Raw genomic sequence first — 13,755 nt, 5'->3', positions numbered from 1 at the left:
ACCTGTGACTTGCAAGGGGGGTCATCATGCGCGTTCAATCCCTCTTTATATACCCGGTCAAGTCCCTGGCTGGCATCGAAGTGTCGTCATTCGAACTGGATGAGTTCGGACCCGCCGGGGACCGGCGTTGGATGCTGGTGAACGATGAGGAGCAGTTTATAACCCAGCGACAGCTACCTGTGTTGGCAAATGTTGCGACCCGTTTGGGGCCTGAGGGTGTTGAGATCGGTATTCCGGGGCAGGGTGACTTCGTCCTCAAGCCCGGCAATGGCAGAACGGTGGTCAAGGTATGGCGCGATACAGTGGACGCCGTAACCGGCCCTGAGGCAGCCGATGCAGCGATCAGCCGTTACGTTGGCCAGTCCCTTCGTTTTGTGTACATGCCCGATGAGAGTTTTCGTCGTGTAGACCCGTTGCGGGTGCCGGAAAACCGCCGGGTCGGATTTGCCGATGGGTTCCCCTTGCTGATAACCAATCAGGCATCCCTGGATGAGCTCAATAGCCGGCTGGCCAAAGCCGTGGAAATGCGACGTTTTCGGCCGAACGTTGTCATTTCAGGGGCTGAGGCCTGGTCTGAAGATGGCTGGCAAAGTATTACCGTCGGCGAAACCCGGTTTGCGGTCGCAAAACCCTGTTCCCGGTGCGTCATGACCACGGTAGACCCGGATACTGGCCTGAAAGATCCGGATACCGAGCCCCTCAGAACGCTCTCCCGTTATCGCAAAACCGGGGATGGTGTGATTTTCGGCCAGAACATCGTTCACCAGGGTAGCGGGCGCCTTTCGGTCGGCGATGCCGTAGACATTTCCCAACAGGAGTCTTGATCAAGGTGCCTTTGTTAACACTGGAAAAAATATCCCTGGCCTTCGGCATGCATCCATTGCTGGATGAGGCAACCCTGATGATTGATCCCGGGGAGCGAGTGTGCCTTCTCGGGCGTAACGGCGAGGGCAAGTCAACCCTACTGAAAATCGTCAGTGGTGACGTCACCCCGGATGCGGGTGTTGTCCGTCTTGAGGAAGGCTCGGTGCTTGCGGTATTGCCTCAGAGCCTGCCAGCAGACGATGTCCGGACGGCTTATGACGTTGTGGCTTCGGCGTTTCCGGAAACCGGCGAACTCTTGGCGGAATTTCATCGGCTGTCCCAACACGCTGACGAGGCCTCGATGAATAGTCTGATGAAGGTCCAGGAGCGCCTGGAGTCGTTGGATGGCTGGCGCCTTGATCAAAAGGTGAACACCATTCTGGGGCAATATGGCATAGACCCGGACCGCCGCCTCAACACCCTCTCAGGTGGGTGGCAACGCCGGGTTTTGCTGGCAAAGGCATTGGTGGCAGAGCCGGATATCCTGTTGCTGGACGAGCCAACTAACCACCTTGATGTGCCCGCTATTGCCTGGCTGGAGGAGGCCTTGACCCAGTTTCGCGGGGCGATGCTGTTTGTCAGTCATGATCGGGCATTTATCAGGCGCATGGCCACGCGGGTGGTTGAACTCGACCGTGGGCAGCTGATCAGTTTTGCTGCCAGCTATGACCGGTATCTCGAGCTCAAGGAGAAGGCGCTGGAAGATGAAGAGCGCCAGAGCGCATTGTTCGATAAGCGCCTGAAACAGGAAGAGGCCTGGATTCGACAGGGTATCAAGGCCCGCCGCACCAGGAACATGGGGCGCGTGCGGGCTTTGAAGGCTATGCGCGAGGAGCATCGACAGCGTAGGGTGCGAGGAGGTACGGCAAACTTCTCCGTGGAAGAGGCGGCGAAATCCGGCAAGCTGGTGGCAGAGTCGCGACAGGCTGGCTTCTCATACCCGGGCGGTCAACAGGTTGTGCGCGATATGGACCTGACGGTGATCCGGGGCGACAAGATTGGTCTGGTGGGGGAGAACGGCACCGGTAAAACCACCCTGGTCAGGTTGCTGCTTGGTGAGCTTGAGCCTACTGAGGGTAGTATCCGCCTGGGGACCAACCTGCAAGTGGCGTACTTTGATCAGCTTCGGGGAGAGCTGGATCTCTCACGTAATGCCCTCGATAACCTGGCTGAAGGCCGCGAATTCATCGATATCAACGGCCAGAGCAAGCATGTTCTGGGCTATCTCCAGGAATTCCTGTTTACACCTGAGCGTGCCCGTTCCCCGGTCAGGGTGTTCTCCGGTGGCGAACGCGCGCGTTTGTTGCTGGCCAAGCTTTTCAGCAAGCCGGCCAATATACTGGTGTTGGATGAACCTACCAATGACCTGGATGTCGAAACCCTTGAATTGCTGGAAGAACAACTAGGGAACTTTAACGGTACAGTCATCGTCATTAGTCACGATCGGGAATTTCTCGATAATGTGGTGACGGATACCATCTTTCTGGATGGCTCCGGTTCGGTACGGGAGTACGTTGGCGGGTACACAGACTGGCGTCGGCAGGGCGGCAGGTTTCCCTCGGAGACCTCCGGAAGTCGCCTCGACAAGCAGGACAAGCGTGATAAATCCGACAGTTCGGACAAAAATACGCAGCCGGTGTCAGAGACTGTGTCGCAGTCGGCAAAACCGAAGGCCGCAAAGCTGAGTTACAAGCTTAAACTGGAACTGGAACAGCTGCCTGGCAAGATTGAGGCGCTGGAACGTGAGGTGGCAGAACTTCAGGAACTAATTTCTGCCCCGGAATTTTATTCAGGCCCACCGGACGAAGTCTCAACCACTCTTGAGAAGTTGTCGGAAACGGAAACCCGGCTGGAGTCGGTCATCGAGCGGTGGATGGAGCTGGAAGAACAGGCGAGTCAATGAACATCAATTATAATTTTAAATTTCATGATGGACGAAACATCGAATTCAAGGTCACCGGTGAAGCGGCGAAGCCACCGGCCTCGGGATTCCCTTCCTGGGTCAGACTTGAGCATTGCAAGTGCTCTAATTGCCCCCTGAAAGCGGGCGAGGTGGAATACTGCCCGGCGGCGGTTGAAATCCTGCCGGTAGTTGAAGCGTTTCAGGCCGAAGATGCTTACCAGAAGGTGAATGTGGAGGTCACCGACGAGCGGCGTACTTACTCCAAGCAGACAACGCTTGAGGAAGCGCTGCGTTCATTGCTTGGGCTGAAGATGGCAACCAGTGGCTGCCCGGTGCTGTCAGAACTCAAGCCGATGGCGCTGCATCATCTCCCATTCGCCAACAGCGATGAATTCGTTATGCGGAGCGTCGGCTACTATCTACTGCAGCAGTTGTTTTCCCAGCGGAACCAGGAGCAGGCTGATTGGGAGCTGAAAGGGCTGGTAGAGCGGAATCAGAGGCTTCAGTTGGTGAATCAGGCGCTCTGGCAACGGATTCACGCAGTCTGCAAAGGCGACAGCAACCTTAAGGCGCTGCTGAATTTCTTCTCGATGGCGTCGAGTGTCAGTGTTTCACTGGAAAGTCAGCTCAGGAAGTTGCAGGCAAGAATGAAAGGGGAGGCTTAAGCCTCCCTTTGTCGGTGCATCACAACGAGCTGGCCTTCGCCAAAACGCGTCAATGAATTCGGATTGCCAGAACGTCGCACTGGGTGCCGTGCAGTACGCCGTTGGCAGTTGAGCCCAGAAGCAACTGAAACCCCTTGCGGCCATGGCTGCCAACGATCACCAAATCAACGCCCTGGTCTTTTACCAGACGATGGATTTCGGATTCCGGACGGCCAACCGTGACGATCTGGTGGCTTTTCGGCACGCCATGCTGGTCACCGTACTTCGCCAGCTGCTCGCGGGCGGCTTTGTCCAACTGGTCCTGAAGTTCGGTCAGGTCCATCGGGATATCACCACCGTAAGCGTAACCCACCGGCTCAACAACATGGACGAGAAAAAGCTCGGCACCATAGGCGTCGCAGATGGCTTTCGCTTTGTTCAGAACCTGCGGGGCTTCTTCTGTCAGGTCAATGGCAACCAGCATCTTGTTGTAGGTCGACATTCAGTCACTCCTTTGCGAATTGGGGTAATAGTCAGTATCAACAGTTTATACGAGAAAGTGTAGCGGGATTCTGACGGGCATCAACAGGAAGGGAAACTTCGGGCGGATCGTTAATCCGCCCGAAGACACATCAGGCGTTACTTTCGAGGATTTCGATGGTGGTGGTCAGGCTGCGAATGATCCCTTTGGAATAGCGGTCAATGACGAAGCTGACGTTGTTTTCGTTGTAGTTGATGTAGGAGCTGCGGATGAACTGCCATTTGGAGCTGACATCATCAATGGCGGCCTTGAGCTCAGCACTGGCGGAGCCTGATTGTACCTGGGCCAGCAAGCTGTCAAACATCAGAGCCTGCTGGTCCAGCGACGCTTCGTCTGATGCGCCCTGGAACGTCTGGGCCACGGACGAGTGGGTGCGCGCGGAGTACCTTGCCATCATTTGTGCCATCACCACGGCCGCGGAGCGTGCAGACTCAATACGCGCGTCAGCCTGGGTGCCGCTGTTCTCCTGGGCAACACCATAAAGCTCTGTAGCACGCTCGTTCATGCTTGACGCCTTGTTTGCGAGATCGGCCATCAGGCGGAGGTCAGGGTAGCCGCGATCCCGGACTTCGTTGATGTTTCCGCGCATGAGATCCTTGAACTGATCGAAATCCTGATTGAGTCCTTCTACTTGTTGTGGCGACAGAACGCCACTGGTGCTGGCGATCACGGCGTTCATCGCATTATTGGAGGCATTGATACTGCCCACGATACGATTGAGGGCTTCCGTGTCGCCGTTGGCGCTGAATGCGTAGAACGAGTCCAGGGCCAGATAATTGTTGATGCGGAAATCGTGCAGATCTGACAGGAAGTCTGCGCCGGTGTCCTGTGCCTGGGCGCCAAACGCGGTCAGGGATAGTAGTAGCAGTGCGGCAAGCAGTGACTGAATGCGCAGGCGAGCGTCTTTCATCGGATGAGTCTCCGTAATACTGTTTTATTATTGTGGACTAAAGTCGCATCTCGAAGTTAAAGTAACTCTGCCGGCTAATCAAGTAGTTTCCGGCTCTTACAGGCTGTACTCCCTTTTTTCTTCAGGTTTCATCAAGAAACAAATTGACAAACGCGTCTTTTTTTTTCATCGTGTGTCCTCACGATTCAAACGACTGTATGAATTTTTTGGATCGAATGATCGGGCAGTGACCGAAATCTCGCTGCACAGGCAGTCGGCTCGGCGTTTCGCCAACCGGTTGTCAGCAGTTCCAAACACAGACTGGAGATCAGTTGATGATTTACGAAGGTAAAGCCATCACGGTTAAAGAGATCGAAGGCGGGATCGCTCAGTTGGACTTTGACTTGCAGGGCGAGTCAGTTAACAAGTTCAACCGTCTCACCATCGAAGAGCTGGGCGCCGCAGCTGAAGCACTCAAATCCCAGAAGAACCTCAAGGGCCTGGTAGTCACCAGCTCCAAGGACAGCTTTATTGTCGGTGCGGATATCACCGAGTTCACCGAGCTGTTTGCAGGTTCCGAGGAAGACCTCGTTGCTAACAACCTGAAGGCGAACGAAGTTTTCAACGCCATCGAAGATCTGCCGTTCCCGACGGTTACCGCTATCAACGGTATCGCTCTGGGCGGTGGTTTTGAGATGTGTCTGGCCACCGACTACCGTGTTATGGCTCCCAAGGCCAAGGTTGGTCTGCCGGAAGTGAAGCTGGGTATCTTCCCGGGCTTTGGCGGTACTGTACGTCTGTCCCGTCTGGTGGGTGTGGACAACGCCGTTGAGTGGATTGCCGGTGGTACTGAAAACCGCGCCGATGCCGCTCTGAAAGTGGGTGCTGTTGATGCCGTGGTTGAAGCAGACAAGCTGATAGCTGCCGCTGTTGCCATTATCAACCAGTGCAACGAAGGCAAGCTGGATAACCTGGCCCGTCGTGAAGAGAAGAAGGGCAAGATCAAGCTGAACGCCATGGAAAGCATGATGGCGTTTGAGATTTCCAAGGCGTTCGTGGCCGGCAAGGCTGGCAAGAACTACCCGGCGCCGGTGGAAGCCATCAAGACCATGCAGAAGCATGCCGGCATGACCCGCGACAAGGCGATCGAAGTGGAAGCCAAAGGCTTCGCCAAGATGGCCAAGACCAACGTTGCCGCGTGTCTGGTTGGTCTGTTCCTGAACGACCAGGCTCTGAAGAAGAAAGCCAGTGCCTGGGAAAAAGAAGCCTCCGACGTGAAACTGGCCGCTGTACTGGGTGCCGGTATCATGGGTGGCGGTGTGGCGTTCCAGTCTGCACTGAAAGGCACGCCGATTGTTATGAAGGACATCAATCAGGACGGCATCAAGCTGGGTCTGAATGAAGCCAAGAAGCTGCTGTCCAAGCGTGTTGCCAAGGGCAAGATGGACGCCGGCCAGATGGGCGACGTTCTGAACAACATCACGCCGACCCTGAACTACGGTGATTTCAAGAGCGTAGATCTGGTTGTTGAAGCGGTTGTTGAGAACCCGAAGGTTAAAGATGCGGTTCTGCGTGAAACTGAAGACGCGGTTCGCGAGGACACCATCCTGACGTCCAACACCTCTACCATCTCCATCAACCTTCTGGCCAAGAACCTGAAGCGTCCGGAGAACTTCTGTGGCATGCACTTCTTCAACCCGGTGCACATGATGCCGCTGGTTGAGGTTATCCGTGGCGAGAAGACCAGTGACCGCGCCATCGCGACCACTGTTGCTTACGCCAAGGCCATGGGCAAGACCCCGATCGTGGTCAACGATTGCCCGGGCTTCCTGGTTAACCGTGTTCTGTTCCCGTATTTCGGTGGATTTGCCGCGCTGCTGCGTGACGGTGCTGATTTCCAGAAGATCGACAAGGTGATGGAAAAGTTCGGCTGGCCCATGGGCCCGGCTTACTTGCTCGACGTTGTAGGTATGGACACTGCCAAGCACGCCAACGAGGTGATGGCAGAGGGCTTCCCGGATCGCATGAAGGCCGACTTCAAGTCTGGCATTGACGTGATGTTCGAGAACAACCGTTACGGTCAGAAGAACGACAAGGGCTTCTACAAGTACGAAGAAGACAAGAAGGGCAAGCCGAAGAAAGTTGTCGACGAAGAAACCTACAAGCTTATCGAGCCTGTGGTTAACGGCAGCAAGGACTTCGACGAAGAAGAAATCATCGCCCGCATGATGATTCCTCTGTGCCTGGAAACCGTTCGCTGCCTGGAAGACAACATTGTTGAAGACCCGGCCGATGCAGACATGGGCCTGATCTACGGTATCGGCTTCCCTCCGTTCCGTGGTGGTGCATTGCGCTACATCGACGACATGGGCGTCGACAAGTTCGTCGAACTGGCAGACAAGTACGCAGATCTTGGCCCGCTGTACGCGCCGACCGAGAAGCTGCGTGAAATGGCCAAGACTGGCAAGAAGTTCTTTGGCTAACCCTAACGAGATTTCCGAACGGAGAAAGATCTATGAGCCTTAATCCGAGAGACGTTGTCGTCGTCGATTGCGTGCGGACTCCGATGGGTCGTGCCAAAAACGGCTGTTTCCGCAACGTTCGCGCCGAGACTCTGTCCGCTGCGCTGATTGAAGCACTGTTTGAGCGCAACCCGAAGCTCGACCCGAAAGAAGTAGAAGATGTGATCTGGGGCTGTGTAAACCAGACCAAAGAGCAGGGCTTTAACGTGGCACGGCAGATTTCCCTGCTGACCCGTATCCCTCACGAGTCTGCTGCCCAGACCGTTAACCGTCTGTGTGGTTCCGCCATGAGCGCTATCCACACAGCTGCCCAGGCTATCCAGACTGGCAACGGTGATGTGTTCATGGTGGGTGGTGTCGAGCACATGGGCCACGTACCCATGACCGCTGGCTTTGACCACAACCCGGCTGCGTCCAAGTACACTGCCAAGGCCTCCAACATGATGGGCCTGACTGCAGAAATGCTGGCGAAAATGCACGGCATTACCCGTGAGCAACAGGATGAGTTCGGTGCCCGTTCCCATCGCCTGGCTCACGAAGCTACCGTTGAAGGCCGCTTCAAGAACGAAATCGTTCCGGTTGAAGGTCATGACGAAAATGGCTTTGTGAAGCTGATCGAAGAAGACGAGACCATTCGTCCAGAAACCACGGCTGAGTCCCTCAGCCAGCTGCGTCCGGCGTTTGATCCGAAGAACGGTACCGTGACTGCTGGTACTTCCTCGCAGCTGACCGACGGTGCCGCTGCGATGGTGCTGATGTCAGCCGAGCGGGCAGAAGCCCTGGGCCTGAAGCCGATCGCCAAGATTCGCAGCATGGCAGTTGCCGGCTGTGATCCCGCGATCATGGGCTACGGTCCGGTTCCGGCTACCAAGAAGGCGCTGAAGCGTGCTGGCCTGAAAGTCGAAGACATCGACTTCTGGGAACTGAACGAAGCCTTCGCTGGCCAATCCCTGCCGGTTTTGAAAGATCTGAAACTGCTGGGCGTCATGGAAGAGAAGGTTAACCTGAACGGCGGCGCGATTGCCCTTGGCCATCCGCTGGGCTGCTCTGGTGCCCGTATCTCCACCACACTGCTGAATGTTATGCAGGCCAAAGGCGGTAAGCTTGGTGTTTCCACCATGTGCATCGGTCTTGGCCAGGGCATTGCCACTGTGTGGGAGCGCCTCTGATCGGTTGATCCGAATCAGTAACGCTCATCAGGAGGCCCGGCTTTTGCCGGGCCTTCCTGTTTCAGGGCCTGGTGTCTGCTGCTGATATTTGAAAAAAAGGCTGACTGAAATCAAAGAATGGGTTGTCTTGCAATTCTTGACCCTGTAAAACAGTGAGCCTATACACAATGGCAGCTCTATGTTTTCCAGTTGCCTGATTTTTATGCGAGTTTGCGGTTTGTTCAGCTATTAACCGAATTATCGCCAAGGATACAGATCTCCGATATGGGTAAAAGTCTCGTTATTGTCGAGTCACCAGCGAAAGCGAAGACCATCAACAAGTACCTGGGCTCGGATTTTATCGTGAAGTCCAGTGTTGGCCACATTCGTGACCTGCCTGTCAGTGGTAGTGGCAGCCAGTCAGACCCGAAAGAACGGGCAAAGCAGGCCGCAGCCACCCGCAAGATGAGCCCGGAAGAAAAAGCCGAGCACAAGAAGCGTAAGGCACGGGAGCAGCTGGTTGCCCGTATGGGTGTCGATCCCGACCATGACTGGAGCGCCCGTTACGAGATTTTGCCCGGCAAGGAAAAGGTGGTCAGCGAGCTCAAGCGTTTGGCCAAGTCTGCTGACCATATCTATCTGGCAACGGATTTGGACAGAGAAGGGGAAGCGATTGCCTGGCACCTTCAGGAGACAATTGGCGGCGAGCCGGACAAATACCGTCGTGTGGTGTTCAACGAGATTACCAAACGGGCGATTCAGGAAGCCTTCAAGGATCCGGGCAATCTGGATTACAACCGGGTGAATGCGCAGCAGGCCCGCCGGTTCCTGGACCGTGTTGTGGGTTATATGGTTTCGCCGCTGTTGTGGGCAAAGATTGCCCGGGGCCTGTCTGCGGGGCGTGTGCAATCCGTCGCCGTACGACTGATTGTGGAACGGGAGCGGGAGATCCGTAAGTTTGTGCCGGAAGAGTTCTGGCAATTGCATGCAGACCTTGCTGCCGAGGGCGCCAAAGACCCGGTCCGGTTCGAAGTCACCCGTTATAACGACAAGCCCTACCGCCCGGTCAACGAGGCTCAGAGCAAGGAGCACGTTGAGCGGCTCAAGGCTGGCGGCTTCAAGGTGGCCAAGCGCGAAGACAAGCCGACCCGATCCCGTCCGTCTGCACCATTTATTACCTCCACGCTGCAGCAGGCGGCCAGTAACCGCATGGGGTTCAGTGTCAAGAAAACCATGATGCTGGCCCAGCGATTGTACGAGGCCGGTTTTATTACCTACATGCGTACGGATTCCACCAATCTCAGCCAGGATGCTGTAGCCAGCTGTCGTGAGTTCATCCAGAAGCAGTTCGGCGAACGTTATTTGCCTGAGAAACCGCGGGTCTACGGCAGCAAGGAAGGCGCTCAGGAAGCTCACGAAGCGATTCGCCCGACCGATGTTGCTCGCAGGCCAACGGATATTACCGGCCTGGAAAAGGACGCAGAGAAGCTCTACGACCTGATCTGGCGTCAGTTTATCGCCTGCCAGATGGCAGATGCCGAATTCCTGAGTACCTCGATTGTGGTGGCTAACGGCGACTACGAGCTGCGCACACGGGGTCGAATCGTCAAGTTTGACGGCTTCCTGAAGGCTGCTCCTCAGTCCACCAAGAAAGATGAGGACGTGGCGTTGCCGGATATCAAGGAGGATCAGCCTCTGGATCTCAGGAAGTTGGATCCGACCCAACACTTTACCAAGCCGGCACCCCGGTACACCGAAGCAAGCTTGGTCAAAGAGCTCGAAAAACAGGGGATCGGCCGGCCGTCCACCTATGCGTCCATTATTTCTACTATTCAGGATCGGGGCTACGTAAAGCTTCAGAATCGCCGCTTCTACGCGGAGAAGATGGGCGAAATCGTGACCGAGCGGCTGGCGGAGTCCTTCCCGAACCTGATGGATTACGATTTCACCGCGCGCCTCGAAGATGAGCTGGACCAGATCGCCGAGGGTGAAGTTCAGTGGAAAAAAGTTCTGAACGATTTCTACGCCAAGTTCCGTAATCAGCTGGAAAGCGCTGAAAAGACGGATGGCGGTATGCGCGCCAATACCCCCACGGAAACCGATATACCGTGCCCGAGCTGTGGCCGGAATATGCAGATCCGGGTGGCCAGTACCGGCGTGTTCCTAGGCTGCTCCGGCTATTCGCTGCCACCCAAGGAGCGCTGCAAGACCACCATTAACCTGGTGTCTGGTGACGAAGTGGTGAGCGCTGACGACGACGTGGAAGGGGAAGGCGAAACCCGGCTGCTCCGGAAAAAGCGCCGCTGTTCGAAATGTGGTACGGCCATGGACAGCTACCTGATCGACGAGAAGCGCAAGCTGCACGTGTGTGGTAACAATCCCGACTGCTCGGGGTACGAGGTTGAAGAGGGTACGTTCCGTATCAAAGGTTACGATGGGCCGACGCTGGAGTGTGACAAGTGTGGCTCCGAGATGCAGCTCAAGACCGGCCGGTTCGGCAAGTACTTCGGTTGCACTAATGCCGAGTGCAAGAATACGCGCAAATTGCTCAAGAACGGCGAGCCAGCACCGCCCAAAATGGACCCGGTACCCATGCCAGAGCTTCAGTGCCAGAAAGTGGATGACACTTATGTGCTCCGTGATGGTGCTTCCGGCCTGTTCCTGGCTGCCAGCAAGTTCCCGAAAAACCGGGAAACCCGTCCACCGCTGGTGATGGAAATCAAACCACACCGGAAGGAAATCGATCCGAAATACGATTACCTGATGGACGCCCCGGAGAAAGACCCCGAGGGTAACCCGACGGTGATCCGTTATAGCCGGAAGTCCAAAGAGCAGTACGTGATGTCGGAACAGGATGGCAAAGCCACCGGTTGGTCCGCCTGGTACGAAAACGGCCGCTGGGTGCCGCGGGACAAGAAGAAGTGATAGTTTAGCCACGGGCGCGAGTGTCCGTGGCTAATCATTACTTCTTGCGAAGCCGCTGAATCAGCGAAGAGGTGTCCCAGCGGTTGCCGCCCATCTCCTGCACATCTCCGTAAAACTGGTCTACCAACGCCGTTACCGGCAATCTGGAGCCGTTTTTGCGGGCTTCTTCCAGGCAGATGGCCAGGTCCTTGCGCATCCAGTCCACCGCAAAACCGTGCTCAAATTCGCCGTCAATCATGGTGCCGGAACGGTTTTCCATCTGCCATGACTGCGCCGCCCCCTTGGAAATCACGTCAACCACTTTGCGTGCATCGAGCTCTGCCTGTTCGGCAAAGTGCAGGGCTTCTGACAGACCCTGAACCAGGCCGGCAATGGCAATCTGATTGACCATCTTCGTTTTCTGGCCGCTACCCACCGGGCCCATCAGGTTGAGTGCCCGGGCGTAGCATTCGAGTATCGGTTGGACCTTCCGGAAATCGTCATCACTGCCGCCGCACATAATGGTTAAAAGTCCGTTTTCAGCCCCTTGCTGGCCGCCGGATACCGGGGCATCAATGAAACCCTGACCCTTGGCCTGCGCGGCTTCAGCCAAGGTCTCGGCAATGCCGGCAGAGGCTGTGGTGTGGTCTACCAGAATGGCGGTGGCCGGCGTATTGCTGATGATCCCCTCAGGGGCTGTGTAGACTTCTTCGAGGTCTTTGTCGGCACCAACGCAGGTCAGTACCACATCGGCATTGTTGACCGCTTCTGCAATACTGTTGCAGGCTTTTCCTGGGTACTGTTTCGCCCATTGCTGAGCCTTTGCGCCGGTGCGGTTCCACACAGATACCTTGTGACCTGCTCGCGACAGGTGACCGGCCATCGGATAGCCCATTACGCCGAGCCCGATAAAAGCGATGGTTGCCATGGTCTGCTCCTTGTCATCGTTGGATTGGGAGAGTTTTGTATTGCCATGATACGAAAAAAGCCGCTGGGTCAGCGGCTTTTTTCATTTCCGGGCAATCCGAACGGATTACTTCTTCGGATAGTCGCGCTTTGGCGAGCCGGTATACAGCTGGCGCGGGCGGCCGATGCGGTAGTTGCCGCTGACCATTTCGTTCCAGTGTGAGAACCAGCCAATGGTGCGGGACATCGCAAAGATAACGGTAAACATGGAAGTCGGAATACCGATAGCTTTCAGGATGATGCCGGAGTAGAAGTCGACGTTCGGATACAGCTGGCGCTGCACGAAGTACTCGTCTTCCAGGGCGATCTTTTCCAGGCGCTGGGCGATCTTCAGCAGTGGATCGTTCTCCAGGCCCAGTTCGCTCAGCACTTCGTGAGCGGTTTGTGCCATAACCTTGGCGCGCGGGTCGAAGTTCTTGTACACCCGGTGGCCAAAGCCCATCAGGCGGAAAGGATCATCTTTATCCTTGGCCTTGGCGATGAACGTCTCAATGTTGGACTCGTCACCGATTTCAGCCAGCATGTCCAGAACGGCCTCGTTCGCGCCACCGTGGGCGGGCCCCCAGAGTGCTGCGATACCGGAAGCGATACAGGCATAGGGGTTAGCACCGGTAGAGCCGGCCAGACGGACGGTGGAGGTAGAGGCGTTCTGCTCGTGATCGGCGTGCAGAATGAAGATCTTGTCCATCGCGTTGGCAAGAACCGGGTTCGGCTTGTACTCTTCACATGGAGTGCCAAACATCATGTGCAGGAAATTTTCAGCGTAAGAGAGATCGTTACGCGGATACATGAATGGCTGACCAACGGAATACTTGTAGCACCAGGCCGCGATGGTTGGCATCTTGGCAATCAGGCGATGAGCTGTTACTTCACGCTGTTTGGGATCGGTTACGTCCATCTGGTCGTGGTAGAACGCAGACAGGGCGCCAACAACGCCACACATGATAGCCATCGGATGCGCGTCACGGCGGAAGCCGTTGAAGAAGTTACGCATCTGGTCGTGCAGCATGGTGTGGTTTTTGATGGTTTCGTGGAAGCGCTTGTTTTCGTCTTCGCTGGGCAGCTCGCCGTTCAGGAGCAGGTAGCACACTTCAAGGAAGTCAGACTGCTCGGCCAGCTGGTCAATCGGGTAACCGCGGTGCAGCAACACACCTTTAGCGCCATCAATGTAGGTGATGGCGGATTCGCAGGCTGCAGTGGATACAAAACCCGGATCGTAGGTAAAAACGCCTTCCTGGACTAGGCCGCGTACGTCGATAACGTCAGGGCCGACGGTGCCGGAATAAACCGGTAGCTCAATGGACTTATCTCCCACCGAGAGCGTGGCTTTCCTGTCGGTCATGGTGCTCTCCTGTTTGATTAGCTGTAACAGCT

The 13,755-nt window shown here is 55.9% G+C and carries 10 protein-coding genes; 6 read left to right on the top strand and 4 right to left on the bottom strand.

All coding sequences use genetic code 11. The annotated features are described in order from the left end of the window. Nucleotides 1-26: 26 nt before the first annotated feature. Genes ASQ50_RS02305 through ASQ50_RS02295 form a run of 3 tightly spaced genes read left to right on the top strand, consistent with a single transcriptional unit; the run spans nt 27 to nt 3,432 of the window. Nucleotides 27-824, top strand: coding sequence for an MOSC domain-containing protein (locus ASQ50_RS02305; RefSeq protein WP_058091194.1), 798 nt, complete (start codon nt 27-29; stop codon nt 822-824). A gap of 5 nt (nt 825-829) precedes the next feature. Next, on the top strand, nt 830-2,767 hold the full coding sequence (locus ASQ50_RS02300; protein WP_058091198.1) for an ATP-binding cassette domain-containing protein: 1,938 nt from the start codon (nt 830-832) through the stop codon (nt 2,765-2,767). After that, entirely contained in the window at nt 2,764-3,432 is a 669-nt protein-coding gene (locus ASQ50_RS02295; protein WP_058091193.1) for a DUF6901 family protein, read from the top strand. The genes ASQ50_RS02300 and ASQ50_RS02295 overlap by 4 nt, the downstream gene beginning before the upstream one ends. Nucleotides 3,433-3,481: 49 nt before the next feature. Here ASQ50_RS02295 and ASQ50_RS02290 read toward each other — a convergent pair whose 3' ends face one another. Continuing rightward, a complete protein-coding gene (locus ASQ50_RS02290; protein WP_058091192.1) occupies nt 3,482-3,913 on the bottom strand; it encodes a universal stress protein in 432 nt (143 codons plus the stop codon). 130 nt (nt 3,914-4,043) lie between these two features. Then, a complete protein-coding gene (locus ASQ50_RS02285) occupies nt 4,044-4,862 on the bottom strand; it encodes a hypothetical protein (RefSeq protein ID WP_058091191.1) in 819 nt (272 codons plus the stop codon). 314 nt (nt 4,863-5,176) lie between these two features. On the opposite strand from ASQ50_RS02285, the gene fadB reads away from it, so the two are divergent. The 3 genes from fadB to topA all read left to right on the top strand — a co-directional run bounded on the left by fadB (nt 5,177) and on the right by topA (nt 11,436). Beyond that, a complete protein-coding gene (fadB, locus tag ASQ50_RS02280) occupies nt 5,177-7,324 on the top strand; it encodes a fatty acid oxidation complex subunit alpha FadB (protein WP_058091190.1) in 2,148 nt (715 codons plus the stop codon). A 32-nt stretch (nt 7,325-7,356) separates the two neighbouring features. After that, nucleotides 7,357-8,532: an acetyl-CoA C-acyltransferase FadA gene (gene fadA / locus ASQ50_RS02275; protein ID WP_058091189.1), complete on the top strand. Its 1,176-nt coding sequence runs from the start codon at nt 7,357-7,359 to the stop codon at nt 8,530-8,532. A gap of 264 nt (nt 8,533-8,796) precedes the next feature. Further along, nucleotides 8,797-11,436, top strand: coding sequence for a type I DNA topoisomerase (gene topA, locus ASQ50_RS02270; RefSeq protein WP_058091188.1), 2,640 nt, complete (start codon nt 8,797-8,799; stop codon nt 11,434-11,436). Between the two features lie 37 nt (nt 11,437-11,473). Here the strand turns inward: topA and ASQ50_RS02265 are convergent, their stop codons facing one another. Both ASQ50_RS02265 and gltA read right to left on the bottom strand, forming a co-directional pair. Then, a complete protein-coding gene (locus tag ASQ50_RS02265; protein WP_227513311.1) occupies nt 11,474-12,415 on the bottom strand; it encodes an NAD(P)-dependent oxidoreductase in 942 nt (313 codons plus the stop codon). Between the two features lie 33 nt (nt 12,416-12,448). Continuing rightward, nucleotides 12,449-13,723, bottom strand: coding sequence for a citrate synthase (gene gltA / locus ASQ50_RS02260; protein WP_058091186.1), 1,275 nt, complete (start codon nt 13,721-13,723; stop codon nt 12,449-12,451). Between the last annotated feature and the right edge of the window lie 32 nt (nt 13,724-13,755).

The sequence above is a fragment of the Marinobacter sp. LQ44 genome, assembly GCF_001447155.2.
Lineage (GTDB): Bacteria > Pseudomonadota > Gammaproteobacteria > Pseudomonadales > Oleiphilaceae > Marinobacter.
The sequence above is the reverse complement of the archived record's forward strand: the minus strand, read 5'-3'. Positions and strand labels throughout refer to the sequence as shown.

Coding starts and splice junctions, on each gene's coding strand:
- fadB (WP_058091190.1), top strand. CDS start 5,177: ATGATTTACGAAGGTAAAGCCATCACGGTTAAAGAGATCGAAGGCGGG.
- ASQ50_RS02290 (WP_058091192.1), bottom strand. CDS start 3,913: ATGTCGACCTACAACAAGATGCTGGTTGCCATTGACCTGACAGAAGAA.
- ASQ50_RS02285 (WP_058091191.1), bottom strand. CDS start 4,862: ATGAAAGACGCTCGCCTGCGCATTCAGTCACTGCTTGCCGCACTGCTA.
- topA (WP_058091188.1), top strand. CDS start 8,797: ATGGGTAAAAGTCTCGTTATTGTCGAGTCACCAGCGAAAGCGAAGACC.
- fadA (WP_058091189.1), top strand. CDS start 7,357: ATGAGCCTTAATCCGAGAGACGTTGTCGTCGTCGATTGCGTGCGGACT.
- ASQ50_RS02295 (WP_058091193.1), top strand. CDS start 2,764: ATGAACATCAATTATAATTTTAAATTTCATGATGGACGAAACATCGAA.
- gltA (WP_058091186.1), bottom strand. CDS start 13,723: ATGACCGACAGGAAAGCCACGCTCTCGGTGGGAGATAAGTCCATTGAG.
- ASQ50_RS02305 (WP_058091194.1), top strand. CDS start 27: ATGCGCGTTCAATCCCTCTTTATATACCCGGTCAAGTCCCTGGCTGGC.